This is a genomic window from Pseudomonas mendocina (genome assembly GCF_003008615.1).
In the GTDB taxonomy this organism is placed as follows: Bacteria; Pseudomonadota; Gammaproteobacteria; order Pseudomonadales; family Pseudomonadaceae; genus Aquipseudomonas; species Aquipseudomonas mendocina_C.
This window is the reverse complement of the sequence record NZ_CP027657.1, coordinates 1,618,101-1,642,762: the sequence shown is the minus strand read 5'-3', so window position 1 is coordinate 1,642,762 and position 24,662 is coordinate 1,618,101. Positions and strand designations below refer to the sequence as shown.

27 protein-coding genes are annotated in these 24,662 nt (G+C 63.3%); 14 read left to right on the top strand and 13 right to left on the bottom strand.

The genetic code is table 11. The features are described 5' to 3' along the window. The first annotated feature begins 81 nt into the window (after positions 1 to 81). Positions 82 to 1,047, top strand: a complete 966-nt coding sequence (locus tag C7A17_RS07590; RefSeq protein WP_106737460.1) for an L-carnitine dehydrogenase — start codon at positions 82 to 84, stop codon at positions 1,045 to 1,047. A 112-nt stretch (positions 1,048 to 1,159) separates the two neighbouring features. Further along, positions 1,160 to 1,642: a thioesterase family protein gene (locus tag C7A17_RS07585; RefSeq protein ID WP_106737459.1), complete on the top strand. Its 483-nt coding sequence runs from the start codon at positions 1,160 to 1,162 to the stop codon at positions 1,640 to 1,642. 59 nt (positions 1,643 to 1,701) lie between these two features. On the opposite strand, the gene C7A17_RS07580 is transcribed toward C7A17_RS07585, so the two are convergent. Continuing rightward, positions 1,702 to 2,097, bottom strand: coding sequence for a YkgJ family cysteine cluster protein (locus C7A17_RS07580; protein WP_106737458.1), 396 nt, complete (start codon positions 2,095 to 2,097; stop codon positions 1,702 to 1,704). Between the two features lie 260 nt (positions 2,098 to 2,357). Between C7A17_RS07580 and C7A17_RS07575 the strand changes: the two genes are divergently transcribed. From C7A17_RS07575 to C7A17_RS07545, 7 genes are all read left to right on the top strand, one after another. Next, the gene (locus C7A17_RS07575) at positions 2,358 to 5,972 is read left to right on the top strand and encodes a DUF2339 domain-containing protein (RefSeq protein ID WP_106737457.1); all 3,615 of its coding nucleotides are present in this window, start codon (positions 2,358 to 2,360) and stop codon (positions 5,970 to 5,972) included. Positions 5,973 to 5,995: 23 nt separating this feature from the next. Next, positions 5,996 to 7,318, top strand: a complete 1,323-nt coding sequence (locus C7A17_RS07570) for a DUF3999 domain-containing protein (protein ID WP_199796440.1) — start codon at positions 5,996 to 5,998, stop codon at positions 7,316 to 7,318. A 227-nt stretch (positions 7,319 to 7,545) separates the two neighbouring features. After that, positions 7,546 to 9,219 (top strand): histidine kinase N-terminal 7TM domain-containing diguanylate cyclase, encoded by a 1,674-nt coding sequence (locus C7A17_RS07565; RefSeq protein ID WP_106737455.1) that lies wholly within the window; start codon positions 7,546 to 7,548, stop codon positions 9,217 to 9,219. 62 nt (positions 9,220 to 9,281) lie between these two features. Further along, positions 9,282 to 10,289 carry a class 1 fructose-bisphosphatase gene (locus C7A17_RS07560; RefSeq protein ID WP_106737454.1) on the top strand — a complete coding sequence of 336 codons (1,008 nt, stop codon included), beginning with the start codon at positions 9,282 to 9,284 and terminating at the stop codon, positions 10,287 to 10,289. Continuing rightward, on the top strand, positions 10,289 to 10,891 hold the full coding sequence (locus tag C7A17_RS07555; protein WP_106737453.1) for a DUF924 family protein: 603 nt from the start codon (positions 10,289 to 10,291) through the stop codon (positions 10,889 to 10,891). Before C7A17_RS07560 ends, C7A17_RS07555 begins: the two co-directional genes overlap by 1 nt. 70 nt (positions 10,892 to 10,961) lie before the next feature. Further along, the gene (bamE, locus tag C7A17_RS07550; protein WP_017360545.1) at positions 10,962 to 11,213 is read left to right on the top strand and encodes an outer membrane protein assembly factor BamE domain-containing protein; all 252 of its coding nucleotides are present in this window, start codon (positions 10,962 to 10,964) and stop codon (positions 11,211 to 11,213) included. A 12-nt stretch (positions 11,214 to 11,225) separates the two neighbouring features. After that, positions 11,226 to 11,768, top strand: coding sequence for a lipocalin family protein (locus C7A17_RS07545; RefSeq protein ID WP_106737452.1), 543 nt, complete (start codon positions 11,226 to 11,228; stop codon positions 11,766 to 11,768). Positions 11,769 to 11,843: 75 nt separating this feature from the next. Here the strand turns inward: C7A17_RS07545 and C7A17_RS07540 are convergent, their stop codons facing one another. Beyond that, positions 11,844 to 12,281, bottom strand: coding sequence for a hypothetical protein (locus C7A17_RS07540; RefSeq protein WP_106737451.1), 438 nt, complete (start codon positions 12,279 to 12,281; stop codon positions 11,844 to 11,846). Between the two features lie 78 nt (positions 12,282 to 12,359). Here C7A17_RS07540 and pip point away from each other — a divergent pair, with 78 nt between their 5' ends. Then, positions 12,360 to 13,331 (top strand): prolyl aminopeptidase, encoded by a 972-nt coding sequence (gene pip / locus C7A17_RS07535; RefSeq protein ID WP_106737450.1) that lies wholly within the window; start codon positions 12,360 to 12,362, stop codon positions 13,329 to 13,331. Continuing rightward, positions 13,328 to 13,765 (top strand): D-aminoacyl-tRNA deacylase, encoded by a 438-nt coding sequence (dtd, locus tag C7A17_RS07530; protein ID WP_106737449.1) that lies wholly within the window; start codon positions 13,328 to 13,330, stop codon positions 13,763 to 13,765. The genes pip and dtd overlap by 4 nt, the downstream gene beginning before the upstream one ends. A 169-nt stretch (positions 13,766 to 13,934) precedes the next feature. Here the strand turns inward: dtd and C7A17_RS07525 are convergent, their stop codons facing one another. From C7A17_RS07525 to ubiE, 9 genes are read right to left on the bottom strand one after another with little or no spacing between them, the layout of a single operon-like run. After that, positions 13,935 to 14,645 carry a 16S rRNA (uracil(1498)-N(3))-methyltransferase gene (locus C7A17_RS07525; protein WP_106737448.1) on the bottom strand — a complete coding sequence of 237 codons (711 nt, stop codon included), beginning with the start codon at positions 14,643 to 14,645 and terminating at the stop codon, positions 13,935 to 13,937. Continuing rightward, positions 14,642 to 15,433 (bottom strand): twin-arginine translocase subunit TatC, encoded by a 792-nt coding sequence (tatC, locus tag C7A17_RS07520; protein ID WP_106737447.1) that lies wholly within the window; start codon positions 15,431 to 15,433, stop codon positions 14,642 to 14,644. Before tatC ends, C7A17_RS07525 begins: the two co-directional genes overlap by 4 nt. Beyond that, on the bottom strand, positions 15,430 to 15,819 hold the full coding sequence (gene tatB, locus C7A17_RS07515) for a Sec-independent protein translocase protein TatB (protein ID WP_106737446.1): 390 nt from the start codon (positions 15,817 to 15,819) through the stop codon (positions 15,430 to 15,432). The genes tatC and tatB overlap by 4 nt, the downstream gene beginning before the upstream one ends. 9 nt (positions 15,820 to 15,828) lie before the next feature. After that, the gene (locus tag C7A17_RS07510; RefSeq protein WP_106737445.1) at positions 15,829 to 16,092 is read right to left on the bottom strand and encodes a twin-arginine translocase TatA/TatE family subunit; all 264 of its coding nucleotides are present in this window, start codon (positions 16,090 to 16,092) and stop codon (positions 15,829 to 15,831) included. 22 nt (positions 16,093 to 16,114) lie between these two features. Beyond that, positions 16,115 to 16,450: a phosphoribosyl-ATP diphosphatase gene (locus tag C7A17_RS07505; RefSeq protein ID WP_106737443.1), complete on the bottom strand. Its 336-nt coding sequence runs from the start codon at positions 16,448 to 16,450 to the stop codon at positions 16,115 to 16,117. After that, complete coding sequence (hisI, locus tag C7A17_RS07500) at positions 16,443 to 16,844, bottom strand: phosphoribosyl-AMP cyclohydrolase (RefSeq protein WP_106737441.1); 402 nt, start codon at positions 16,842 to 16,844, stop codon at positions 16,443 to 16,445. The genes C7A17_RS07505 and hisI overlap by 8 nt, the downstream gene beginning before the upstream one ends. Before the next feature lie 53 nt (positions 16,845 to 16,897). Then, a complete protein-coding gene (gene ubiB / locus C7A17_RS07495) occupies positions 16,898 to 18,478 on the bottom strand; it encodes a ubiquinone biosynthesis regulatory protein kinase UbiB (protein ID WP_106737439.1) in 1,581 nt (526 codons plus the stop codon). After that, positions 18,475 to 19,092, bottom strand: coding sequence for a ubiquinone biosynthesis accessory factor UbiJ (locus C7A17_RS07490; protein WP_106737437.1), 618 nt, complete (start codon positions 19,090 to 19,092; stop codon positions 18,475 to 18,477). Before C7A17_RS07490 ends, ubiB begins: the two co-directional genes overlap by 4 nt. Beyond that, positions 19,092 to 19,862 (bottom strand): bifunctional demethylmenaquinone methyltransferase/2-methoxy-6-polyprenyl-1,4-benzoquinol methylase UbiE, encoded by a 771-nt coding sequence (ubiE, locus tag C7A17_RS07485; RefSeq protein ID WP_106737435.1) that lies wholly within the window; start codon positions 19,860 to 19,862, stop codon positions 19,092 to 19,094. The genes C7A17_RS07490 and ubiE overlap by 1 nt, the downstream gene beginning before the upstream one ends. Positions 19,863 to 20,009: 147 nt before the next feature. Here ubiE and C7A17_RS07480 point away from each other — a divergent pair, with 147 nt between their 5' ends. The 3 genes from C7A17_RS07480 (at position 20,010) to C7A17_RS07470 (ending at position 21,797) form a co-directional block, all read left to right on the top strand. Beyond that, the gene (locus tag C7A17_RS07480; RefSeq protein WP_017678522.1) at positions 20,010 to 20,285 is read left to right on the top strand and encodes a polyhydroxyalkanoic acid system family protein; all 276 of its coding nucleotides are present in this window, start codon (positions 20,010 to 20,012) and stop codon (positions 20,283 to 20,285) included. Positions 20,286 to 20,455: 170 nt separating this feature from the next. After that, on the top strand, positions 20,456 to 20,902 hold the full coding sequence (locus C7A17_RS07475) for a phasin family protein (RefSeq protein WP_106737433.1): 447 nt from the start codon (positions 20,456 to 20,458) through the stop codon (positions 20,900 to 20,902). A gap of 10 nt (positions 20,903 to 20,912) precedes the next feature. Beyond that, positions 20,913 to 21,797 (top strand): phasin family protein, encoded by an 885-nt coding sequence (locus C7A17_RS07470; RefSeq protein ID WP_106737431.1) that lies wholly within the window; start codon positions 20,913 to 20,915, stop codon positions 21,795 to 21,797. A gap of 173 nt (positions 21,798 to 21,970) precedes the next feature. Here C7A17_RS07470 and C7A17_RS07465 read toward each other — a convergent pair whose 3' ends face one another. Together C7A17_RS07465 and phaC are read right to left on the bottom strand one after the other, a co-directional pair. Further along, on the bottom strand, positions 21,971 to 22,585 hold the full coding sequence (locus tag C7A17_RS07465; RefSeq protein ID WP_106737430.1) for a TetR/AcrR family transcriptional regulator: 615 nt from the start codon (positions 22,583 to 22,585) through the stop codon (positions 21,971 to 21,973). 70 nt (positions 22,586 to 22,655) lie between these two features. Beyond that, on the bottom strand, positions 22,656 to 24,338 hold the full coding sequence (gene phaC, locus C7A17_RS07460) for a class II poly(R)-hydroxyalkanoic acid synthase (RefSeq protein ID WP_106737429.1): 1,683 nt from the start codon (positions 24,336 to 24,338) through the stop codon (positions 22,656 to 22,658). Between the last annotated feature and the right edge of the window lie 324 nt (positions 24,339 to 24,662).

Sequence of the window (24,662 nt, the reverse complement as noted above, 5' to 3'; positions counted from 1 at the left end):
CCTAGCCCGGATGCAGTCCGGTGCATTCCCTGACGCCAATTCCCCGGATTGCATCCGGGCTACATCAGCAAGGAATCCGAGATGACCTTCGTTACCGCTATCAAGACCTTCGCCGCCCTCGGCACCGGCGTCATCGGCGCCGGATGGATCGCCCGCGCCCTGGCCCATGGCCTCGACGTGATCGCCTGGGATCCGGCGCCCGGCGCCGAGGCTGCGCTGCGCACGCGTCTGGCCAATGCCTGGCCGGCGCTGGAAAAACAGGGCCTGGCGCCCGGTGCTTCGCTGGCTCGCCTGCGCTTCGTCGACAGCATCGAGGAATGTGTGCGTGACGCTGATTTCATCCAGGAAAGCGCGCCCGAGCGGCTCGAACTCAAGTGCGAACTACACACCAAGATCAGCGCTGCAGCCCGCCCCAATGTGTTGATCGGCTCCAGCACCTCGGGCCTGTTGCCCAGCGAATTCTACGAAGGCGCCACTCATCCTGAGCGCTGCGTGGTCGGCCATCCCTTCAACCCGGTGTACCTGCTGCCGCTGGTGGAAGTGGTGGGCGGGGCCAAGACTGCACCCGCAGCGGTGCAGGCGGCGATCACGGTGTACGAGTCGCTGGGTATGCGCCCGCTGCATGTGCGCAAGGAAGTACCGGGTTTCATCGCCGACCGCCTGCTCGAAGCGTTGTGGCGTGAGGCGCTGCATCTGGTCAACGACGGCGTGGCGACCACCGGCGAGATCGACGACGCGATCCGCTTTGGCGCCGGCCTGCGCTGGTCGTTCATGGGCAGCTTCCTGACCTACACCCTGGCCGGTGGGCCGGCCGGCATGCGTCACTTCATGGCCCAGTTCGGCCCGGCGCTGAAGCTGCCCTGGACGTACCTGGAAGCGCCGGAACTGACCGAGGGGCTGATCGATGCGGTGGTCGAAGGCACTGCCGAACAGCAGGGCGAACGCAGCCTGGATGCCCTCGAACGCTACCGCGACGATTGCCTCTTGGCTGTGCTGGAGGCTATTCGCCAGACCAAGGCCAAGCATGGCTTTGAATTCGCCGAGTAACCGAGTCATTCCCGGTGCGCACGGCGCACCCTACAGGCCGCCTCCTATCTAGCTACCCTCTCCCGCTTGCGGGAGGGGCAGGAGGAGAGGGGGCGTTCTAGGAGTCGCATGTATGCCAGCCAAGCCGCTGACCAGCTACCAAACCACCATTGTCCCCGAGTGGGTCGACTACAACGGCCACCTGCGTGATGCCTTCTACCTGCTGATCTTCAGCCATGCCACCGATGCGCTGATGGACGTGCTGGGCCTGGACGAAGCCGGTCGCGCCCGCACGGGGCATACCCTGTACACCATGGAGTGCCACCTGAACTTCCTGGCGGAGGTGAAGGAGGGAGAATGGGTGGAAGTCCGTACCCAACTGTTGGCACACGACGCCAAACGCCTGCATATCCACCATGGCCTTTATCGACCGGGCGAAGACGCCAGTCTGGCGGAAAGCGAACAGATGCTGATGAATATCGACAGCGCTGCAGGCCGCGCCGCGCCTTTCGATGAGCAGGTGGCCGAGCGGGTGGCGCACCTGGCTGCTGAGCAGCAGAACCTGCAACGCCCTACCTGTGTCGGGCGTGTCATCGGCCTGCGGCGCGCTTCGTAGGGTGTCGCGGGGCCGCCCAGGTTGCGCGCACCTGAGTCGCTACCCGCACAGCACAACCCTTATTTGGGCTTATACGCGCAATACCCCGGCCGTGGGCCGACCTTGGGGTGATGGCGGCAGGTATCCGGGCGTTTGTCGTAGACGGTGCACAGGCGGGTCTTGCGGTCGAGGAACAGGCAGTCGTTGTTGGACATGCGGATCAGGGTGAAGATGCCTGACTTCTGATTGAAGCGCTCGACGATACCGTCCTTCTGCAGGCGCTTGGCGATGTTCTTCGGCGGTTCGCTGCGCTCGAATTCGTCCACCAGCTCCAGGCGGATCAGGTCATTCAGGCGCACCTCCACCGGCATGGTGCAGCAGCTGGACATGCAGCTGTGGCACATGTCGGCGGTGTATTTGGCCCAGGTTTCCAGGCGGTCGATCTCTGCTGCGGCTATCAGGCGGGGCTTTATCATGATGCTCGGGTAGGCCTGTCTTTTGCGGCGGACTGTTCGCTTCGCGCCCGAGTCCGCCCTACGGTCACGGGGCGGCGATAATAGCGGGCGCGTGGCGATTGTGAAGCACCGGCTGGCGGCTGATCGCTTTCCGTTGTGCCTGTGAACGGTTTGGCAGTCGTCTCTCTGGGTGTTGGTTGGTGCGACTCCTATACTGGTGCCCGTCTCGGGCAACAGCAGGAACGCGAGGCGACCTCTTTCTCAGGGTTGGGACATAACGCATGCAATGGATCTTCATGCTGGTCGGTTTGGTGCTCGGTGCGGGCGTCAGCGAATCGGTCACCGGCGCACTTCTCGGTGGGTTGATCGGCCTCAGCCTGGGCCAGGCGATACGCCTGCAAGGAGTGGAGGCACGCAATACGCAATTGGCCGCGCAGCTCAAGGATTTCGCCGAGCGTTTCGAGCGCGGTACCCGTGCCATGCACGAGCGCCTGGTCAAGGTGGAGCAGGGCGAGCGAAGCGAGCCGGAGCCGGAGCCAGCCCCGGCTCCCGCGCCTGCCGAACCTGTCGCCTCTTACGCGTCCGACGCACAGCCCGAGCCGGTCGTTGCCGAAGAACCCCTGCCGGAACTGGATTGGACGCTCGAACCGTTGCCGGAGGTCGAAACGCCAGCGCCTGTCGATGAACCAGCACCGCTGGCCGCTCAGGTCGCTCACCAGCCCCAACCGACCGCGCAGAAAAGCCCCTGGCGCGAGCAAACGCCGCGTGAGCCGAACCTTATCGAGCGCGGTATCGCGGCGGCCAAGGCCTGGCTGTTTGGCGGCAACACCGTGCTGCGGGTCGGCGTGGTGCTGCTGTTCCTGGGCCTGGCCTTCCTTCTGCGTTATGCCACCGAAGGCGTCGAGGTGCCGGTAGAGTTGCGCTATATGGGCGTAGCCGCCAGTGCTCTGGCGTTGCTTGGCCTGGGTTGGTGGCTGCGCCGGCGCAACCGCAGTTATGCCCTGGTGTTGCAGGGCACCGGCATCGCCGTGCTGTACCTGACGGTGTTCGCCGCCATGCGCCTGCATCCTTTGCTCGATCCGGGCATGGCGCTCGGTCTGCTGGTGGCGGTGACGCTGTTCTCGGCGATTCTCGCCGTGCAGCAGAATGCCCTCGGCCTGGCGGCTGCGGCGGCACTCGGCGGCTTTGCCGCGCCGATCCTCACCTCCACCGGCAGCGGCAACCATGTCGCGCTGTTCTCCTATTTCGCCCTGCTCAACGCCGGCATCTTCGCCATCGCCTGGTTCAAGGCCTGGCGCCTGCTCAACCTGATCGGTTTCGTCGGCACCTTCGGTATTGGTTTCGCCTGGGGTTTGCGCTCCTATACCCCCGAACTGTTGAGCAGCACTCAGCCGTTCCTGATCCTGTTCTTGCTGATGTACGTGGCCATCGGCCTGTTGTTCGCCCGCCGCACCCTGCGTGACGCCGCGGATGCGCCCGAGGCGCGTGGCGAGTTGCTGCGCTGGTCGCTGCGCCGTGGTGACTATGTCGATGCCACCACGCTGTTCGGCCCGCCGCTGGTCGGCTTCGGCCTGCAGGTCGCGTTGGTGCGACATATCGAATTCGCCGCCGCGTTCAGTGCTCTTGGTCTGGGGCTTTTCTATCTGCTGCTGGCGCGGGTGCTCAAGGCACGTGCCGGTGAACGTGCGCTGTTGCTGGTGGAAACCTGCCTGGCGCTCGGCGTGGTGTTCGCCAGCCTGGCCATCCCGCTCGGTCTCGATGCGCGCTGGACGGCAGCGGCCTGGGCCGTGGAGGGCGCCGGCATCTTCTGGCTGGGCCTGCGTCAGGGGCGGCCGCTGGCGCGTGCGTTCGCTCTGTTGCTGCAGGTGGGCGCAGCGCTGGCGTTCGCCAGTGGCCTGGATTTCGGCTACGACAGCCTGCTTGATGGCTCGCCACTGGGCGCGCTGATGCTCGGTATGGCGCTGCTGTTCAGCTATTGGCAGCTACGCCAGGCGCCGCAGGCGGCCAACGCCTGGGAAAACCGCCTGCTGCCCTGGCTGGGGTTGGCCGGGCTGGCATTCATCTACCTGATTGCGCCGCTGCTGTTCGAGGTGCCCGGCACCGCCATCGCCTGGACGCTGGCCGGGCTGGCGACCTTGTTCATCGGTCTGCGGATCGCCGCACCGAGCTTCGTCTACAGCGCCTTCGCCATCCAGTTGCTCGGCGGCTTGCTGTTCCTCGGGCAGATGGCGCTGGATTCGCTGTTCGGCAGTGGCGGCTTCAGCGCCGGCTGGTTCGGTCTGCTGGCGGCCTCGATGGTGGGGTTCGGCTTGATCGCCGGCATGCTGCTGGCGGCACGCGATCCGCATATTCGTGAGAATCGCCGACTGCTCGGCGCACTGTCCATGCTGATGCTGGTGGGCCTGGTGTTCATCAACCTGGCGGTGCTGTTCGTGCTGCCCTGGGTGACGGCTGCCGCGGTCTGGGGCGGTACGGGATTGCTGATTCTCTGGCTGGCGCTTTATCTACAGCAGCGCGCGGCTTTCCTGTTCAGCCTGGTATTGCAAGTCTTCGCCGGCCTGGCATTCCTCGCGGCGGGGCCGTTGCTGCTGTCGGGCATCAGTGGCGAGGGCTTGTCGCCGTTGGCGCACACAGGCTTCTGGACGCCCGCTGTGCTGGGCCTGGCCGCGCAGATCGGCGCCTGGCGCCTGCACAGCCTGGCGCGCAGCGGGCGGGAAACCGGGCTCGATGGCGTCAGTCTGCAGCGCCTTGGCCAGCTCTTGCTGGCCTGGGGCGCAGCCTGGTGGGCGCTGGCCTTGGCCAGTGAGGTGATGCGCTTCGTCAGTGCTGATCTGCAGGCCAGTGTACTGTTGGTACTGGCCGCCCTGTCGAGCCTGGCCTGGATGCTGCTGACGCTGCGCACGGGTTGGCGCGACCTGGCCATGCTGTGCAGCCTGCTGGCGCCGGTAGCAGGCCTGATCCTGGCTTATGCCTGGCATCCGCTGTATCACCCGGCGGCGAACTTCGGTTGGTTGGGTTGGCTCGCCGTGATCGCCACGCATCTGTTGATGCTGAGGCGCTTGGGCGGGCTGCTACCGAACAACGCGGCCAGCGTCGCCCATGTGTTCGGCTGCTGGTTGCTGCTCGGCGTGTTGGCGCTGGAGTTGCGCTATCTGTTGCTGAGCCTGTCCGATCACTACAACGCCTGGCGCTGGCTGGGCTGGGCGCTGCTGCCGATCGCCTACCTGTGGGCCATGGCCCAGGCACGTCGCCTGCCCTGGCCGGTGGACAGCTTCGACCGTGAGTACCGGCTGTGGGCGGCGGCGCCGCTGGCGGCATTGATGCTCACCTGGTTCTGGCTGGCCAATGCCAACAGCGCTGGCGACAGCGATCCGCTGCCCTACCTGCCGCTCATCAACCCGCTGGAGTTGGGCCTGCTGCTGTGCCTGGGCGCGCTGTTCGTCTGGGCACGCGATGCGCTGCCGCGCTTTGGTCTGGAGCCCGTGCGTGCACAGCAATTGGTGCAGGGCGTGGCAGGGCTGTCGCTGTTCGCCCTGCTAACCGTGATGGTGATGCGTACGGCGCACCATTGGGGTGGCGTGCCCTGGCACAGCTCGGCGCTGTTCGATTCGATGCTGGTGCAGGCCGGCTTGTCCATCGTCTGGACGTTGATCGCCCTGGCGCTGATGCTGTTCGGTCACCTGCGCGTGCGCCGCGAGCTGTGGCTGGTCGGCGCTGCGCTGATCGCCCTGGTGGTGGCCAAGCTGTTCTTCGTCGAACTGGGCAACCGGGGCGGCCTGGAGCGTATCGTGTCGTTCATCGGCGTCGGGGTGTTGCTCTTGGTGGTGGGCTATTTCGCCCCGCTGCCGCCACGCAAGGCTGAAGAAACCTCCCCGAGCAAGGAGTCGTTGTCGTGAGAATCATCACTGCGGTTGTGGCCATGAGCCTGGCGCTGGTTGCCGTTGTACAAGCCGAAGAGCGGCCTCAGGACTATCGCCAGCAAATGCCGCTGACACTGGAAGGGGGCGGTCCCTGGTATCGCGTGGAACTGCCCATGGCCGTGCATTACGCCGCGCAGCATGGTGATCTGCGCGACCTGCGTATCTTCAACGCTCAGGGCCAGGCGCAGGCGTATGCGCTGCTGGCTGGCCAGCGTGAGTCACGTGACGAAGAGCAGGAGCATGGCGTGCGCTGGTTTCCGTTACATGCCGACGCGCAGCAGAGCGGCGTGCCACGGCTGCGCGTGCAGCGTAGTACCGACGGTACGCTGATCGAACTGACGGATGACGAGCCGGCGGCAGCGCAGCGCCAACTGCGTGGCTGGCTACTCGATGCCAGCGCCATCGGCGCGCCGCTGGTGCGCCTGAATCTGAGCTGGAGCGGTGGTGAGGAGGGCTTTCAGCGCTTTTCCATCGAGGCCAGCGACGATTTGCAGCACTGGCGGAGCTGGGGCGAAGGGCAGGTGGCGCGTCTGAGCTTCGGTGACGAGCGTATCGACCAGCGTCAGGTGGAACTGCCGGCCCAGCCTGCGCGTTACCTGCGCCTGCTCTGGCACAGTCCGCAACAGGCACCACAGCTGGACGCGGTGACGCTGCGTAGTCGCCGCCAGTCCAGCAGCCCGGCACCTTTGGTCTGGTCGGAGCCCATGCCCGCACAAGCGGTGGGTGATGGTCGTTATGAATGGCAATTACCGCAGGCACTGCCGCTGGAGCGCCTGCGCATCAGTCTGGATGAGCCCAACACGCTGGCGCCGGTCTGGTTCGAAGCGCGTTCGCGTGAACAGGATCCCTGGCGGGCGTTGACCAGCGGTGTGCTCTACCGCCTGCCGCAGGATGGCCGTGAAGTGCGTCTGGACGAGCTAGCCTTGCCTGGCTCGCCAGTGCGTCAGTTGCGGCTGAAGGTCGATGCACGTGGTGGGGGCCTGGGCCAACAGCCGCCGACGGCAGCCTTCGCGGTGCGAGCCACCCAGTTGGTATTCCTCGCCCGTGGCGAGCCGCCTTACCTATTGGCAGTAGGGCGTGGAGATGCCTCTTCGGCTGCCTTGCCCATCAGCACACTGATTCCCGACTATTCGGCCGAACGCCTGGCTTCGCTGGCGCGTGCCGAGGTCGACGTCAGCGCCGCTCAGACTGCGATCGCGAATGCGCCGGCTGCCCCGAACGCGGACTGGAAGCGTTGGGGGCTCTGGGCCGTTTTGCTACTGGGCGTGGCCTTGTTGGCGGTGATGGCGGCAAGCCTGTTGCGGCGACCTGAAAAAGGCTGAACGCGAGTCGAGAATGCACGTCATTACTGTCTAAGCGGATCTTTTGCAGTATCGTATGCAACGTTCACGGTTTTGTCGGTCGGGAAGTATCGCCGCGTTGTGAGTCGTGGGCAGTTTCGGGTGCTCCGCGCCCTCTACTCTGGTCAGGAAGGCCCGTCCCGCTTGCGTACCTCGACTCGCTTCGTTGCCCCCTCCGCCCAGGGCGCTTGCCGACGGAGGCTCCGTTGATGCAAGCCTGCCTGGCGCCGGGATGGTCGCCTTCACCTCCCGTTCTCGTCACCTTGCTGGTGTGCTTCGGGGTTATCCTGCTCGCTCACTGGATGACTCGCCAGCGCGACTTTCCAGGGCGTGACAGCTTTATCCTGCTGCACCTCTCCAGCCTTTGGTGGATGGCCTGTGCTTCGCTGGAACTGAGCGTGACGTCGGCCGAGTGCAAGATGTTTCTCTCCGGCATGGCCTGGCTGGGCATCCTGTTCACGCCGACGTTCTGGGCCGTGTTTCTCTGGCAGTACGTCAACAGCGTGCGTACGCCGGTGCCGCGCGCTGCTGTCCTGGCGCTGAGCCTGATGCCGCTGCTGGTGTGGATCATCGCGATGAGCAATCCCTGGCATGGCCTTTTCTACCTGGCCAGCAGCGGCCCGATCGACGACAGCCCAGGGGCTCCGGTGCGTTATCGGCATGGCCCGCTGTTCTATGCCACTGCGGTGTACGTCTACCTGTTGATGGCCTTCTGCATGGGGGTAGTGGTGCGGGCAGCGGTACTCAGCCAGGGGCTGCATCGACGCCACTATCTGGGGTTCGTCCTGGTCACAGCGGCACCCTGGACGGCCAACGTCGCCTACGTCGTGTTTGGCTGGACGGTCTTTGGCGTCGATCCCACACCCTTCTGTTTCGCCTTCACGCTGGTCGCTTTCGCCTGGTTGATCCTTGGTGTGCGCTTGTTCGACCTGTTGCCAGTGGCTCGTCACCTGCTGCTGGAGGCGTTGATCGATCCGGTGCTGGTGGTCGACCCGCGTGGTCGGGTGATCGAGGCCAACCCAGCGGCGCTGAAACTGGCTGGTCTGCAACAGGGCTGGCAGGGGCGAGCGCTGATCGACTGGCCGGTGTTCGGCGCCGATTTGCAGCGGTTGCTCGAGCAGCACGAAGGTGATGCGAGCGAGCAAATGCTCACCCTGACCAGCGCCGCACGTTATTACGAAGTGCGCGTGCGCGGGATCGAGCGCACCACGCGCAATGGCCCGGTGCTGCTTGGGCGCATGCTCTACATCCGCGATGTCACGCTGCGACACTTGGCCGAACTCAAGCTGGCCGAGGCGTTGGCGCTCAGCGAAGAGCGCCTGAGCACCATCTCCAGCCTGCATGAGCAACTGCGCGAGCAGGCGCTGTGCGACCCGCTCACCGGGCTTTATAACCGGCGCTACTTGGACGAATTCTTCGCCCGTGAACTGGCGCGGGCCCAGCGCGAGAAGCTCCCGTTGGCCCTGGCGTTGATCGATCTCGACCACTTCAAGCGACTCAACGACGAGTGCGGTCACCTGGTAGGTGACGATGTGCTCAAGGCCGTGGCTCAACACCTGCTGGACAACCTGCGCAGCACGGATGCGGTGTTCCGCATTGGTGGCGAGGAGTTTCTGCTGATATTGCCGGGTGCCGATTCCGAAGAGGCTCGGCATCGCTTGCAGAACATCTGCTCGCAATTGGCGGATCAGGAGATCGCTACCCGTGGCGGGCATCAGCGCGTGACGCTGTCGGCTGGTCTGGCCCATTGGCCTCAGCAAGGGCAGGCGCTGGATGAGTTGTTGCAGGCCGCCGATGCGGCGCTCTACCAGGCCAAGCGTGGTGGGCGTAACCGGGTCTGTTGTCTGGCCTCGAACGTTGAGGTCGGCCATCCATCCCGCTAGGCAGCATTCAGCGACAACTCGGGTTAAACTGCGCGCGTTTTTTCCCCTTTCCGGAGCCGTCCATGTCCCGCGTCACCCTGAGCCGCTACCTGATCGAGCAGACTCGCAGCCATAACACCCCGGCCGACCTGCGCTTCCTTATCGAAGTCGTGGCGCGGGCCTGCAAGGCGATCAGCCATCAGGTTTCCAAGGGCGCCCTTGGCGGCGTGTTGGGCAGCCTGGACAGCGAGAACGTGCAGGGTGAAGTGCAGAAGAAACTCGACGTGATCTCCAATGAAATCCTGCTCGAGGCCAACGAGTGGGGCGGCCACCTGGCCGGCATGGCTTCCGAGGAAATGGACAACGCCTACCAGATCCCCGGCAAGTACCCGAAAGGTGCCTACCTGCTGGTATTCGATCCGCTGGACGGCTCCAGCAATATCGACGTCAACGTCTCAGTAGGCACCATCTTTTCCGTGTTGCGCTGCCCTGATCGTAACGGCCAGACCGGCGACCTGGGCGAGGAGGCCTTCCTTCAGCCGGGTACCCAGCAGGTCGCTGCCGGTTACGCCATCTACGGCCCGCAGACCATGTTGATGCTGACCATGGGCGATGGCGTGAAGGGCTTCACCCTGGATCGTGAGCTCGGCAGCTTCGTGCTCACCCACGACAACATCAAGGTGCCTGAGTCGACCAAGGAATTCGCCATCAACATGTCCAACCAGCGCCACTGGGAAGCCCCGGTGCAGCGCTACGTTTCCGAGCTGCTGGCTGGTGAGACCGGGCCGCTGGGGCGTAACTACAACATGCGCTGGATCGCCTCGATGGTGGCTGACGTGCACCGCATCCTCACCCGCGGTGGCGTGTTCATGTACCCGCGTGACGCCCGTGAGCCGGACAAGCCGGGCAAGCTGCGCCTGATGTACGAGGCCAATCCGATGTCGATGATCATCGAGCAGGCTGGCGGTGCCGCCACCGACGGCAGCCAGCGTATTCTCGATATCCAGCCCACTTCCCTGCACCAGCGCGTGCCTGTATTCCTCGGTTCGAAGGAAGAAGTACTGCGCATCACTGCCTACCACCGCAACTGATGCAACCCTGGCAGCCGCTGCTCGACTGGTGGTTCGGTGCTGATCACGGCACTGCCTCCGAGGTGGCAGCGGCGCGCCAGCAACTCTGGTTCGGCAAGCGCGAAAGTCAGGATCGTGAAGCCAGCGAGCGTTTTGGCGCGTTGGTCGAACTGGCTCTGGCTGGTGAGCTGCAAGGCTGGAGAGAAAGCCCTCAGGGCTGGCTGGCGTTGCTGATCCTGCTCGATCAGTTGCCGCGTATGATCTTTCGCGATACGCCGCGCGCCTTCGCTGGCGACGTCTTGGCACGGCCGTTGTTGCACGATGGACTGGTGAGTGGTGTGGATCGTGTGCTGATGCCGATCCAGCGAGTGTTCGTCTATCTGATCTTCGAGCATGCCGAAGAGCTGGCGCTGCAGGATCGCGCGGTCGAGCTTTTTCGCCAATTGCTGGACGAAGCCGATGACGATGAACACGCGCTGTTCGCCAACTATCTCGACTTTGCCGAGCGTCATCGGCAGGTGATCGCCCGCTTTGGTCGTTTCCCCCATCGCAATGTCATTCTCGGTCGCGTTTCCTCTGCGCAAGAACGGGCCTTCCTGCGGGAACCTGGCTCGCGTTTCTGAACTCCAAGCGGGCAAGTCGTCGCCGGCTATGCCAAGCTTGCTGGCACCTTCCAATCAGGAGTTTCACGTCATGTCGATGCGTATCGTCGCGTTGCTTGCCTGCTGTCTGTTGGCCGCCTGCAGCAAGATCAATCAGGAAAACTACTCCAAGCTCAAGGCCGGTATGAGTAAGCAGGAGGTGGAAAGCCTGCTCGGTGCGCCGGGTGAATGTGCCGGGGCGCTGGGAATGACCAGTTGTACCTGGGGCGACGACAAGGCTTATATCAGCGTTCAGTATGCCGGGGACAAGGTGATGCTGTTCTCCGGCAAAGGGCTCAAATAAACGGGAGATCCCATGCGTTCGATCCTTATTGCCAGTGCCTTTCTCGCACTGGCTGGCTGTGCCAATTCCGGTACCGGCCGTATTCCGATGGAGCCGCCGCAAACCATGCAGGTCGACCTGCAGCGTTATCAGGGCACCTGGTACGAGTTGGCGCGTTTGCCGATGTTCTTCCAGCGCAACTGCGTGCAGTCCGAAGCGCACTATGGTCTGCGTGACGATGGCCGTATCGATGTGACCAACCGTTGCCGTGACGAGGACGGCGAGTGGCAGGAGGCCAAGGGCACCGCCGAGCCTCAGGTCGAGGGCCGAACCGACAAACTCTGGGTGCGCTTCGACAACTGGGCCAGCAAGCTGCTGCCGATCAAGGGCGACTATTGGGTGATCTACCACGACGAGGATTACCGTGTGGCGTTGGTCGGCCATCCAGAGCGCAAGTACCTCTGGCTGCTATCGCGCACGCCGGAGGTGGATCAGGAAACCCGTGACAAACTGCTGTCGGTCGCCCGTGAGCAGGGGTACACCACCAGCGACCTGATTTGGCGCAAAGCCGATTGAGAACCTAGTTTGCCATAGCCCAGATGCAATCCGGGACAACTTGGATGTACATCCCGGATTGCATACGGTCACGCTTCACTGCCAGTCCAGACGCGCCAGCTTCCATTCGTCGCCGTTCAGCCACCACTCCAGTTTCACCGAGTAATGCCGCGCACTGTCGGGAAGCAGCCCCTCGGCACCGGTCAGGCCTACTTGCGCCTCGGTATAGCCCTTGCTACTGATGGCTGGATCGATCCAGCTGTTCTTGCCCAGGGCGATGACCTTGATGTTCTTGTGACGCAGAAATAGCAGGGTCATGGTGCGCTGCGCCCAGTCTCGATCCAGCTCCTGGCGGGCGAGGAACTCGGTATGCAGTTGATCCATCACCGCACTGGTGCTTTTCGCTTCGATATTGTCCTGCAGTTTTTGTACCGCGGCCTCCAGTGCCGCTTGCGGGTCGTCACGGCCACCGCAGCCGGTGAGCAACAGCGTGAAAGACAGAAACAGCGACCAGAGCAGATGACGCATCGACATGCTGAACTTCCTTTTCATGGTTATGATGCCGGGCAGAGTGGAACACGGCAGTTGTAGCCCAGCCAACAGGAGCCAACCATGCAGACTTTGTATCCGGAGATCAAACCCTACGCCCGCCATGAGCTGGCGGTCGAGCCGCCGCACGTGCTCTACGTCGACGAGAGCGGCTCGGCGGATGGATTGCCGGTACTGTTCATCCATGGTGGCCCTGGCGCAGGTTGCGATGCGGCCAGCCGTCGCTATTTCGATCCGGCCCTGTATCGTATCGTCACCTTCGACCAGCGTGGTTGCGGTCGTTCCACTCCGCACGCCAGCCTGGAGAACAACACCACACAGGCCTTGATCGCTGATATCGAACGTATCCGCGAGTACCTGGGCATCGACAAGTTCGTGCTGTTCGGCGGCTCCTGGGGCTCTACCCTGGCGTTGGCGTATGCCCAGACGCATCCGCAGCGCGTGCATGGGCTGATCCTGCGCGGCATCTTCCTGTGCCGGCCGCAGGAGCTCAGCTGGTTCTATCAGGAAGGCGCCAGCCGCCTGTTCCCAGATTATTGGGAGGACTACGTCGCGCCTATCCCGGTAGAAGAGCGCGGCGATCTGATGCAGGCCTTCTACAAGCGTCTGACCGGCGCCGACCAGATCGCCCAGATGCACGCTGCCAAGGCCTGGTCCACCTGGGAAGGGCGCACGGCCACGCTGCGGCCCAACAGCCAGGTGGTCGATCGCTTCAGTGACGCCCATCGCGCATTGTCCATTGCCCGTATCGAATGCCACTACTTCGTCAATGACGCCTTTCTCGAGCCCAACCAACTGCTGCGGGACATGCCCAAGATCGCCCATTTGCCCGGGATCATCGTGCATGGCCGCTACGACGTCATCTGTCCGCTGGACAACGCCTGGGCCCTGCACCACGCCTGGCCGAACAGCGAGCTGCAGATCATCCGCGATGCGGGCCACTCGGCGGCCGAGCCGGGCATCACCGATGCACTGGTGCGTGCGGCTGATGTACTGGCGCGACGCTTGCTCGATCTCCCCCTGGAGGATGCATGAAACTGCTGATCCAGCGTGTCAGTAGCGCGTGGGTCGAGGTGGCAGGTGAGGTGGTTGGCAGCATCGATCAGGGCTTGTTGGCGCTGGTCGGTATCGAGCCGCAGGACGACCAGGCTAGCCTGATCCGCGCCCTGCACAGGTTGCTGAACTATCGGGTATTCAGCGATGACGCCGGCAAGATGAATCGGTCGCTGAAAGATGTTGGCGGTGGTCTGCTATTGGTGTCGCAGTTCACCCTGGCTGCTGATACCAAGAGCGGTATGCGCCCCAGTTTCTCCAGTGCTGCGCCGCCGGCTCAGGGTGCCGAGTTGTTCGAAGCGTTGGTCGAGCAGGCCAGAACCCAGCATCCGCAGGTAGCCTGTGGTCGCTTCGGCGCCGACATGCAGGTGCACCTGGTCAACGACGGGCCGGTGACTTTCCTGCTGGAAGTTTGAGGTGTGGCCTGCGGGTATGCGTAGGGCGTAGTCGCCGCAGGCAATACGCCGTTACGGCCTGATGGAATGCACGGAGTACTAGTCGTGCCCTAGGCGGACTGTTCGCTGACGCTACGAGCGGCAGGCGCTCCGGGCCGCCCCACAGCGGCCGGCGTCCCGGTTCGTACTCCTAGAACAGCCGCGCCAACAGCACCGGCACGGCGGTTTCCACGCGCAGGATACGTTCGCCGAGCTGCACGGGCTGCAGCCCTGCCGCCTGTTTCAGCAACTCCACTTCGTAGGGAATCCAGCCACCTTCCGGGCCAATGGCCAGGGTCACGGGCTGCTCGACGGCGCGTGGGCAGGTAGGGTAATCGCCAGGGTGGCCGACCAGGCCCAATGTGTTCGTTGCCAGTGCCGGCAGTCGATCCTCGACGAAGGGTTTGAAGCGTTTCTCGATGCTTACCTCAGGCAGCACGGTATCGCGCGCCTGTTCGAGGCCGAGGATCAGCTGTTCGCGAATGGCGTCGACCTCGAGGAACGGTGTCTGCCAGAAGCTCTTTTCCACCCGATAGCTATTGACCAGCACCAGCCGTGGTACGCCCATGGCGGCTACGGTCTGCAGCACGCGCTTGAGCATCTTCGGTCGTGGCAGGGCGAGCACCAGGGTCAGCGGCAGCTTGGAGGGTGGCGCCTGGTTCAGCTCGACCTCGAGCTCTGCGTGCTCATCATCTAGTCTGAGCAGACGACCTTGACCCATCTGGCCGCCCAGCAGCCCGACGCGCAGGCTGTCGCCAGCTTGTGCGCGATGGACTTCATTGAGGTGTTTGAGCCGGCGCCCGCTAAGACGGGCGCGGCCAGCGCTGACGAAGTCAGCGTCTTCCAGCAGCAACAGGTTCAAGACAGCGGTGCAGGCGGCTGGTCGGATGGGGTTTCGTCTTCATCATCCTGCTCGCGCTGGCGCTTGCGGATCAGGCTGCCGGCCAGGATGCCCAATTCGAACAGCAACCACATGGGCACGGCCAGCAGGGTCTGCGAGAAGATGTCCGGCGGAGTGAGGATCATGCCGACCACGAAGCAGCCGATAATGACATAGGGGCGGATCTTGCGCAGGTACTCGACGTCGACCACGCCGATCCAGATCAGCAGCACGACCGCCACCGGGATCTCGAACGCCACGCCGAAGGCGAAGAACAGCGTCATCACGAAGTCGAGGTAGCTGGCGATATCGGTCATCATCGACACGCCTTCGGGCGTTACGCTGGCGAAGAAGTGGAAGATGATCGGGAACACCAGGAAGTAGGCGAAGGCCATGCCGCTGTAGAACAGGATGATGCTCGATACCAGCAGCGGTACGGCGATGCGCTTTTCGTGCTTGTACAGGCCGGGCGCGATGAAGCCCCAGACCTGGTGCAGGATCACCGGCATGGCCAGGAACAGCGCCACGATCATGGTCAGCTTGAATGGCGTCAGGAACGGAGAGGCCACGTCGGTGGCGATCATCGTTGCGCCTTCCGGCAGGTACTTGCGCAGCGGCGCGGAGACCAGGGTGTAGATGGTCTGAGCGAAGTAGAACAGGCTGAAGAAGATCAGGAATATCGCACCCACGCAGCGTAGCAATCGGGTACGCAGTTCGGTCAGGTGCGAGACCAGGGGCATCTCCTGGTCGTTTTCAGGCAGGCGGCTCATGGTTTCGGCGTATTGTCCTGGCTGGACGCAGTGGTCGGCTGCTGCTGGGATGGGGCGGGCTGCGGTTCGGCTGGCGGCTGTTCAGCGGCTTGCGCCTGTGCGGTTGCAGGCTGCTCACTGTCGGCCGGCTTCTGTCCCATCAAGTCGTTCTTGGTGGCCTGCATTTCCCGCTCCAGTTGCAGGATCTGCTCGTTGTGCAACTGGCGACGAATCTCGTCGGCACCGATTTCCCTTTCGACTTCCGTCTTGATCGCGTTGAAGCTGCGTTTGATGCGGCCTATCCACAGACCAGCCGTACGCGCAGCACCCGGCAGGCGCTCGGGACCAAGCACCAGCAGGGCGATCAGGGCGACCAGCAGCAGTTCGCTGAAACTGATACCGAACATGGCGCTATGTCAGTCCTTGCGGGAGGGCTCTTCGACCTTGGTCGCCTGAACGTCCACGGTGTGAGGCTGGTTCAGCGGCTGTTGCGTTTGCGGCTGAGGTTGAGCCTGGGTTTGCGGCTCGGCCGGCTTGCCTTCTTCCTCGTTCATCGCCTTGCGGAAGCCCTTGATGGTTTCGCCGAGGTCGGAGCCGAGGTTCTTCAGTTTCTTGGTGCCGAACACCAGCACCACGACGATCAGGATGACTACCCAGTGTTTCCAGTCGAAAATACCCATGAAGCGAAATCCTCGCGATGATTCAGTTGTTGTCTTGGCGCGCGGCTTTTTCCGTGTGCCCGGAAAGGCCGAAGCGACGATCCAGTTCGTCCAGCACGGCCTGCGGATGCTGACCGAGGGCGGCGAGCATGACCAGGCTGTGGAACCACAGGTCGGCAGTTTCGTAAATCAGGTCGGCGCAGTCGCCACTGACGGCGGCGTCCTTCGCCGCGAGGATGGTTTCCACTGACTCCTCACCGACCTTCTCCAGGATCTTGTTCAGTCCCTTGTGGTAGAGGCTGGCGACGTAGGAGCTGTCGGGCGCTGCGCCTTTGCGGGCCTCCAGCACTTCGGCCAGCCGGCTCAGGGTATCAGTCATGGCGCTGCTCCGCGGAATAGATTGCTGCCGGATCTTTCAGAACGGCTTCGACGGTTTTCCAGGTACCATCTTCCAGCACCCGGTAGAAGCAACTCTCGCGGCCGGTATGGCAGGCGATGCCACCCAACTGCTCGACCATCAGCACAATGACGTCGGCGTCGCAGTCCAGGCGCAGCTCGTGCAGCTTCTGCACATGGCCGGATTCCTCGCCCTTACGCCACAGCTTGCCGCGTGAGCGCGACCAGTAGATGGCGCGGTTCTCGGCAACGGTGAGGGCGAGGGATTCGCGGTTCATCCAGGCCATCATCAGGATGCGGCCGCTCTGGTGATCCTGGGCTATCGCTGGCACCAGGCCGTCTTCGTTCCAGCGAATGTCGTCGAGCCAATCGTTCATCGGGATTCCGTGTCAGTTTCTCTGCCAAGTGTGCCAGTGCGTGTCGCCACTGGCTATCGGCGTACGACCAGATAGAGGCCGCCTGCAAGCATCAGCCAGGCTGGCCAGGCGACCAGCAAGGGCGCCAGCCCCTGCACGGCACCGCCGGCGATCAGGGCTGCGCCGAGCAGGCGCAACGGCCATTGGCCGCTCGTCGATTGCTGGCGTTGTTCGGGTTGCTGCAGGCGTTCGAGGGTTTCGCGGGCAATCTGCGACAGGTGTGGCACCTGCTCGGCCTGTTGTTGCAGGTTGCGCAGCAGGTGCAGCGGGCTGACGCGCTCGCGCATCCAGCGCTCGAGGAAGGGCTGGGCAGTGCTCCACAGATCCAGATCCGGATACAGCTGGCGGCCGAGGCCTTCGATGTTGAGCAGGGTCTTTTGCAGCAAAACGAGTTGTGGCTGGACTTCCATGTTGAAGCGCCGGGCAGTCTGGAACAGGCGCAGTAGCAGCTGGCCGAAGGAAATATCTTTCAGGGGACGCTCGAAAATCGGCTCGCACACGGTACGGATGGCCGCTTCGAACTCGTTGACCTTGGTATCGGCCGGCACCCAACCCGAGTCGATGTGCAACTGCGCAACCTTGCGGTAGTCACGCTTGAAAAAGGCCAGCAGGTTGCGCGCCAGGTAGTCCTGGTCTTCGTCGGTGAGGCTGCCGACGATGCCGCAGTCGATGGCGATGTACTGCGGGCTCCAGGGCGTGCGGGTGCTGACGAAGATGTTGCCGGGGTGCATGTCGGCATGGAAGAAACTGTCGCGAAATACCTGGGTGAAGAAAATCTCCACGCCACGTTCAGCCAGGAGTTTCATGTCGGTGCGCTGGTCGGCCAGGGTGGTCAGGTCGGTGACCGGGATGCCGTAGATGCGCTCCATCACCAGTACCTGCGGGCGGCACAGATCCCAGTACACCTGGGGCACGTAGAGCAGCGGCGAGCCTTCGAAATTGCGCCGCAGCTGGCTGGCGTTGGCCGCTTCGCGCAGCAGATCGAGTTCGTCGAAGATGGTCTTCTCGTAGTCGCTGACCACTTCCACCGGGCGTAGACGACGGGCGTCGGCCGAGGCTTTCTCGGCTACGCGGGCGATCAGGAACAGCCAGGCCAGATCCTGGCGGATCACCGGCTTGAGGCCGGGGCGTACCACCTTGACTACCACTTCCTCGCCGCTCTTGAGTTGCGCGGCATGTACCTGGGCCACTGAAGCAGAGGCCAGCGGCTGGCTGTCGAAGCGGGCGAAAAGCTCACCCACCGGAGCGCCGAGCTGACGCTCGATCAGGGCGATGGCCTGCGCTTCGGGGAACGGCGGCACCTGATCCTGCAGGCGCGCCAGTTCGTCGGCGATGTCCGGCGGCATCAGGTCGCGTCGGGTGGACAGCAACTGGCCGAACTTGATGAAGATCGGCCCCAGGTCTTCCAGAGCCAGGCGCAGGCGTGCGCCACGTGACAATTGCGAAGGCTTGCGTGGCAGCCAGCGCCACGGCAGCAGCCAGGACAGGGCGCGCAGCCACACTGGCAACGGGAGTTCCAGCAACAGGTCGTCCAGCTGATAGCGGACGATCACGCGCTGGATGCGCAGCAGGCGGCGAACGGCGAGTAGTTTCATGCGTGGGGCTTAGGTCGTTGGCTCAGGCGCTCAATGCGTGCTTCGAGGCGGTCGAGGGCGAGTTTGAGTTGATCGAGTTCGGCGAAGCGGGCGTCGGCCTCGCGTTGGCCGACCAGCGTACGGGATTCTTCGCTCAGGTAGTCGGCCAGATCCTGGCGCAGGCTACTGGCCGCACCGGCGGCGAGGCCCACGCGTACGCGAAGGTGACCCGCTAGCAGAGTACTGGCTACCGGGCCGAGCCAACGGGAGAGTTCGTACTCCCAGTCCAGCTCCAGATCCTGGAGGATGCCGGCCAGTTGCAGCAGCACCGCACTGTCGCCATCGAGTGAGACTTCCGGGCGATGTAGCACTGCAGTCTTGTCGCGACTCAGTGCCAGGCGCGCCAGGCTGGCGGCCGGAGCGGTGAGCGTGCAGTCGGCCGGTGCATGCCACTGCGATGCCAACTGCAGGCCATCGCCGCTGGGCAGGATGAACAGCTCCATGGCGGGGCTCTGGCAGTGCACGGCGATGACCTTGCCGCTCAGTGCCTGCAGGCGTGGCAAAGCCGTGCCATCGAGGCCGAGAACCCGGTTGAGGCCCGTTTCGACGCCTGCCAGCAGCCCTGTTATGAGCATTAAGGCTTGATGCCGCGGTGCAGGGCGACGATGCCGCCGGTCATGTTGTGATAGGTCACGCGCTCGAAGCCGGCATCGACCATCATCGCCTTGAGGGTTTCCTGATCCGGGTGCATGCGGATCGACTCGGCGAGGTAGCGGTAGCTTTCCGAGTCGTTGGTGATCAGCTTGCCGGCCAGCGGCATGAAGCTGAACGAGTACGTGTCGTAGACCTTGGCCAGCAGCGGGTTGCCAGGCTTGGAGAACTCCAGCACCAGCAGGCGGCCGCCGGGCTTGAGTACACGTAGCATCGAGCGCAGGGCGTCTTCCTTGTGGGTGACGTTGCGCAGACCGAAGGCGATGGTAACCACGTCGAAGTGGTTGTCGGGGAAGGGCAGCTTCTCGGCATCAGCCTGGACGAACTGCACGTTGCCGGCCACACCCTTGTCCAGCAGGCGGTCGCGGCCGACCTTGAGCATGGAGTCGTTGATATCGGCCAGTACCACTTCGCCGGTCGGCCCGACGATGCTGGCGAACTTGCGGGTCAGATCACCGGTGCCGCCGGCGATGTCCAGCACGCGATTACCTGGGCGCACGCCGGAAAGCTCGATGGTGAAACGCTTCCACAGGCGATGCAGACCGCCGGACAGCACGTCGTTCATCAGATCGTACTTGGCCGCCACCGAGTGGAAGACTTCGGCTACCTTCTCCGCCTTCTGGCTTTCCGGTACGTCCTGGAAACCGAAGTGGGTGGTGGGTTCCTGCTCCTGGGCCTTGCGTGGATCGCTCATGTCGCTCTCACCGGATAGAAAACCGCACCATTCTAAAGGCGCCTGGCGCCTTTGTCTTGCCTGGGTGCCCGCTCGCCCGATGGGCTGGTAGAGTGATGTGACCTCATGCCGCAGCCGTGCGGCACGCCGCCAGTTCAAGGAGTTGCCATGTCCCGTATTCGTGTCGAACGATCCCATTCCCTCGGTCGCGAGGCCGCCCGCGAAAAGGCCGAGCGCCTGGCCGAGCGTCTGGCCAGCGAATACGACGTGCGCTATCGGTGGAACGGCGACACCTTGGAGTTCAAGCGCAGCGGTGCCGACGGTAGCATCGCAGTGGGTGAAGACACCGTGCGTGTCGAGCTCAAGCTCGGCCTGTTGCTGTCGCCCATGGGCGGCATGATCCAGCGTGAGATCGAGCAGGTGCTGGACAAGTCGCTGGCCTGAGAACGGTTGCCAGCCGGTAGGGTGCGCTGTGCGCACAGCCGCTGGTTCGCTTGAACAGGCGTGCTGTTGCCGGCGCCTAGTATGCGATTTCTAATTTTTCTCCTTAGGGTGTACCCAAGCCTGCATTCCGTGGGCGTTTCCGCTAACTGTCAAAGCGCGTGAGGTGCACCATGTCGAAAGTTGCCGTGAAGAAAAAAGTAGAAACCGTGGTCGAAGACAAAGCCGGTCTGTTCGACGACGTGAAGGGTTATGCCCGCAAGATCTACCTCGCTGGCCTGGGCGCTTACGCCAAGGCGGGTGTCGAGGGGGCTGAATACTTCAAGGAACTGGTCAAGGCCGGTGAAGGCGTCGAGAGTAAAGGCAAGAAACTGGTTGACGAGCAGGTAGAAGCCGCCAATAGCCAGATCGAATCGGTCAAGCAGTCGGTCAACAGCAATGTCACCAGTGTTAAAGGCAAAGTCGAAGTTCAACTCGACAAGATCGAGAAGGCTTTCGATACTCGTGTGGCTTCCGCTCTGAACCGTATCGGCATTCCATCCAAGCAGGATGTTGAAGCACTCTCTGCTAAGCTGGATGAGCTGAGCGCGTTGCTCGAGCATGTCGCGCGTACCAAATAAGGAGATCAGGATGGCTGTTAAGAAGAAAACCGAGAAACAGACCAGCTCCTGGATCGGCGAGGTCGAGAAATACTCGCGTCAGATCTGGTTGGCAGGCTTGGGCGCTTATTCCAAGGTCAGCAAGGACGGCACCAAGCTGTTCGATACGCTGGTCAAGGACGGCGAGAAGGCTGAAAAGCTGGCCAAGAGCGAAGTCGACAAACAGGTTGGCGCGGTGAAAGCCGGCGTCGGTTCCAAGGTCGGTTCCGCCAAGTCCAAGGTCGATGAGGTCAAGGACAAGGCAATCGGCAAATGGGGTGAGCTGGAAGAGGCCTTCGACAAGCGTCTGAACAATGCCATCTCGCGTCTGGGCGTGCCCAGCCGCAACGAGGTCAAGGCATTGAATGACAAGGTCGACAGCCTGACCAAGCAGCTGGAGAAAATCACTGGCGTGTCAGCCAAGTCGGTTGCCAAACCTGCTGCCAAAGTTGCGCCGAAGCCCGCTGCCAAAGCCGCCGCCAAGCCGGCTGCGAAAACCGCTGCCAAACCCGCTGCTAAACCTGCGGCCAAGCCAGCAGCGAAAGCAGCCGCTAAGCCCGCAGCCAAACCTGCCGCGAAACCGGCAGTTGCAGCCAAACCTGCAGCCAAGCCCGCTGCTAAACCTGCTGCGAAGCCGGCAGCCAAGGCCGCAGCGAAACCCGCTGCCAAGCCAGCGGCAGCCGCCAAACCAGCAGCTAAGCCAGCAGCTAAGCCAGCAGCCAAACCTGCAGTGGCGAAGAAGCCGGCCGCGAAGAAAGCTGCTGCGCCCAAGGCAGCTGCGCCAAAACCGGCAGCACCGGCACCTGCAACCGCTGCTACCCCGGCCGCTGCACCGGCTCCGGCTGCCACTCCGGCGCCCCCAGCCACTCCATCCTGAGTTTCTCGGGATCACAAGCGCCCGGCCTAGTGCCGGGCGTTTGCGTTTCAGGTCGCAGGGAGCGCCATGCGCATCAACCGTGCATGCGTCTCAGCTTTGTAGGGCGGGTGTACCCCGCCATTTGCGCTCTGGCAGGTTGCACCCGGACTACATTCCGTGCGCACGGCTGCGCATCAGGCTTCCAGATAGCGCTGCGCCAGATGCTCGACGGTGCCGCGTGACGGCTGATTCAGATGGGGCGCGACCAGCATCATGATCTGGTACACCACCAGGCGTACTTCACCCTCCTGGCCAAGAATGCGTTGGTAGTCGAGGGAGAACAGCAGGGTCAGGGTGATCTGTTCGACCAGTTGACCGAGTGACTGCGTGTCACTGCCCAACTGCCCATCGGCCATCAGGCGGGCGAGCAAGGCAGCCAGGGTACGTTTGAGTGCGTTCAGCCAGTGGCGAATGCCACGCGCCAGTTTCGGCAGGCGCCCGGCCAGGTTTGACATGTCCTGGAAGAGAAAGTGGTACTGCGACAGGCGCTCGACGATCAGGTGCAGGAACAGCCAGTAGTCTTCGACGTCGAGCTGGGCTTCGGCGGGCGGGTCGAGCAATGGCGCCATCTCGCTTTGGAAGCGTTCGAACAGTTCCAGTACCAGCGGTTCCTTGCCATGGAAGTGGTAGTAGAGATTGCCCGGGCTGATGTCCAGCTCGTTTGCTATCTCCAGGGTCGAAACGTTGGGTTCGCCCTGCTCGTTGAACAGCAGCAGGGCGGTTTGCAGAATGCGCTCGCGGGTTTTCATCCTTGGCTTCTTGTTCGACTGGACGCGAAGGGCTGACGATAACCGGCAGACGTGCCATCGGCCACCGCTTTCAGCGGATATGTACGTAGGTGCCGGGCGCCGCCTCCATGGCCGGATACTTCTGGTTGCCCTGGGCCATCAGGGTGGCGCGTTGCTCGCCGGAGCGCGCCTGAATCCACTCCAGCCACTGCGGCCACCAGCTGCCCTGCTGGTGCTGGGCGTCGTGGTACCAGGCGCGTGGGTCAGAGGTGAGCTTGGCATTCTCGTAGTAGTTGGCCTTGGGGTTGCCCGGTGGGTTGAGAATGCTCTGGATATGGCCGCTGTTGGACAGGATGAAGCGGCGGTTGCCACCGAGCAGCAGGGTCGAGCGGTAGACCGCGTCCCAGGGCGTGATGTGATCATTGATGCCGGCCACGCTGAAACTGTCGACGTTGACCTTGGCCAGATCCACCGGCGTGCCACAGACTTCCAGCCCGCCAGCGCGGCTGAGCGGGTTGTGCTTGAAGAAGTCGATCAGGTCGCCATGCAGTGCGGCGGGCAGGCGGGTGTTGTCGTTGTTCCAGTAGAGGATGTCGAAGGCCGGCGGCTGCTTGCCGAGCAGGTAGTTGTTGACCCAGTAGTTCCATATCAGGTCGTTGGGGCGCATCCAGGCGAACACCCTGGCCATGTCGCGACCGTCCAGCACGCCTTGTTGGTAGGAGCGGCGCTTGGCCGACTCCAGGGTTTCCTCGTCGGCGAAGAGCATCGCCGGGCTGTCTATCTGGCTATCGAGCAGGCTGACCATGTAGGTGGAACTGGCGACTTTGCGCAACTGCCGGCGCGCCTGCAGGTGACCTTGCAAGGCCGCGATGGTCAGGCCGCCAGCGCAGGCGCCGAGCAGGTTGACGTCCTTGCTGCCGGTGATCGCACGGCAGGCGTCGATGGCTTCCTCGACCGCCTGCACGTAGCTCGACAGGCCCCATTCGCGATGCCGTGGGTCGGGGTTGCGCCAACTGATCATGAAGGTCTGCAGACCGTTCTTCAGTGCGTACTGGACGAAGCTCTTGTCGTTGGACAGGTCGAATATGTAGTACTTGTTGATCTGCGGCGGCACGATCAGCAGCGGGCGCAGGTACTGCTTTTCGCTCATCGGCTTGTACTGGATCAGTTCCAGTAGTTCGTTGCGAAACACCACCGCGCCGGGGGTGCAGGCCAGGTTGCGGCCGACCTCGAAGGCATGCTTGGTGACTTGGCTGGGCAGGCCATCGTTGTGTAGCAGGTCGTCGAGCAGATGGCGCAGGCCCTTGAAGGCGCTGCTGCCACCGGTATTGAACAGCTCCTTGAGCGCCTGCGGGTTGAGCGGGCTGTTGGAGGGCGACAACGCGTCGCTCATCAGCACGGCGAGAAAGCGGGCGCGGGCGCGGTCATCGGCTGACAGGCCGCTGTCGTCGATCCAGGCCGCCAATTGTTTCTGCCACGCCAGATAGGCCTGCAGGCTGCGGCGATAGAAGGGGTTGAGGTGCCAGGTCGGATCGGCGAAACGGGCATCCTGCGGATTGACCTTGTGCAGCGTGTCGCCGAGCAGCACACGGCCGAGCTGGCCGCCGAAGGCCAGCAGGTGACGTCCACTGCGCACCGGGTTCTTCAGCCCCTGGGCGGCCAGCAGGCGCATGGTGGACAACAGATCACGACCGCGTACGCCCACTACTGCGCTTTGGGCGTTCATGAAACTGGCAGGTGCCGGCAGTGAGGCCGGGTTCGACTTGTCTCGCATGGTGTAACACTCCATCGTCAAACCGTCTGGCAGGGCGTTGAGCACGACCTGCAAGAGACTTTAATGGCGCGGACTGCCTGACGCGCACCTTGTGCTTGTGCACGATGTGCAGCAAGCCCTGTACCAGGCGCGCGGGAAGTGCATTCCAGAGCGCCGCGTCGAAAATCGAAGGGGCCGTTATCGGCCCCTTCGTCGAGCATGCCCAACATTGCGCACTAAGCTGGTGCGGGTCAACAAGCCGTTAGAAAACTACCTCGGCTTTGGCTTCCTGCGTCGCTCTACCTCCTGCATCCATGCAGTCGTCGTCTACGTTTTCGAGCGGTT

Coding starts and splice junctions, on each gene's coding strand:
- C7A17_RS07590 (WP_106737460.1), top strand. CDS start 82: ATGACCTTCGTTACCGCTATCAAGACCTTCGCCGCCCTCGGCACCGGC.
- C7A17_RS07585 (WP_106737459.1), top strand. CDS start 1,160: ATGCCAGCCAAGCCGCTGACCAGCTACCAAACCACCATTGTCCCCGAG.
- C7A17_RS07580 (WP_106737458.1), bottom strand. CDS start 2,097: ATGATAAAGCCCCGCCTGATAGCCGCAGCAGAGATCGACCGCCTGGAA.
- C7A17_RS07575 (WP_106737457.1), top strand. CDS start 2,358: ATGCAATGGATCTTCATGCTGGTCGGTTTGGTGCTCGGTGCGGGCGTC.
- C7A17_RS07570 (WP_199796440.1), top strand. CDS start 5,996: ATGAGCCTGGCGCTGGTTGCCGTTGTACAAGCCGAAGAGCGGCCTCAG.
- C7A17_RS07565 (WP_106737455.1), top strand. CDS start 7,546: ATGCAAGCCTGCCTGGCGCCGGGATGGTCGCCTTCACCTCCCGTTCTC.
- C7A17_RS07560 (WP_106737454.1), top strand. CDS start 9,282: ATGTCCCGCGTCACCCTGAGCCGCTACCTGATCGAGCAGACTCGCAGC.
- C7A17_RS07555 (WP_106737453.1), top strand. CDS start 10,289: ATGCAACCCTGGCAGCCGCTGCTCGACTGGTGGTTCGGTGCTGATCAC.
- bamE (WP_017360545.1), top strand. CDS start 10,962: ATGTCGATGCGTATCGTCGCGTTGCTTGCCTGCTGTCTGTTGGCCGCC.
- C7A17_RS07545 (WP_106737452.1), top strand. CDS start 11,226: ATGCGTTCGATCCTTATTGCCAGTGCCTTTCTCGCACTGGCTGGCTGT.
- C7A17_RS07540 (WP_106737451.1), bottom strand. CDS start 12,281: ATGTCGATGCGTCATCTGCTCTGGTCGCTGTTTCTGTCTTTCACGCTG.
- pip (WP_106737450.1), top strand. CDS start 12,360: ATGCAGACTTTGTATCCGGAGATCAAACCCTACGCCCGCCATGAGCTG.
- dtd (WP_106737449.1), top strand. CDS start 13,328: ATGAAACTGCTGATCCAGCGTGTCAGTAGCGCGTGGGTCGAGGTGGCA.
- tatC (WP_106737447.1), bottom strand. CDS start 15,433: ATGAGCCGCCTGCCTGAAAACGACCAGGAGATGCCCCTGGTCTCGCAC.
- tatB (WP_106737446.1), bottom strand. CDS start 15,819: ATGTTCGGTATCAGTTTCAGCGAACTGCTGCTGGTCGCCCTGATCGCC.
- C7A17_RS07510 (WP_106737445.1), bottom strand. CDS start 16,092: ATGGGTATTTTCGACTGGAAACACTGGGTAGTCATCCTGATCGTCGTG.
- C7A17_RS07505 (WP_106737443.1), bottom strand. CDS start 16,450: ATGACTGATACCCTGAGCCGGCTGGCCGAAGTGCTGGAGGCCCGCAAA.
- hisI (WP_106737441.1), bottom strand. CDS start 16,844: ATGAACGATTGGCTCGACGACATTCGCTGGAACGAAGACGGCCTGGTG.
- ubiB (WP_106737439.1), bottom strand. CDS start 18,478: ATGAAACTACTCGCCGTTCGCCGCCTGCTGCGCATCCAGCGCGTGATC.
- C7A17_RS07490 (WP_106737437.1), bottom strand. CDS start 19,092: ATGCTCATAACAGGGCTGCTGGCAGGCGTCGAAACGGGCCTCAACCGG.
- ubiE (WP_106737435.1), bottom strand. CDS start 19,862: ATGAGCGATCCACGCAAGGCCCAGGAGCAGGAACCCACCACCCACTTC.
- C7A17_RS07480 (WP_017678522.1), top strand. CDS start 20,010: ATGTCCCGTATTCGTGTCGAACGATCCCATTCCCTCGGTCGCGAGGCC.
- C7A17_RS07475 (WP_106737433.1), top strand. CDS start 20,456: ATGTCGAAAGTTGCCGTGAAGAAAAAAGTAGAAACCGTGGTCGAAGAC.
- C7A17_RS07470 (WP_106737431.1), top strand. CDS start 20,913: ATGGCTGTTAAGAAGAAAACCGAGAAACAGACCAGCTCCTGGATCGGC.
- C7A17_RS07465 (WP_106737430.1), bottom strand. CDS start 22,585: ATGAAAACCCGCGAGCGCATTCTGCAAACCGCCCTGCTGCTGTTCAAC.
- phaC (WP_106737429.1), bottom strand. CDS start 24,338: ATGCGAGACAAGTCGAACCCGGCCTCACTGCCGGCACCTGCCAGTTTC.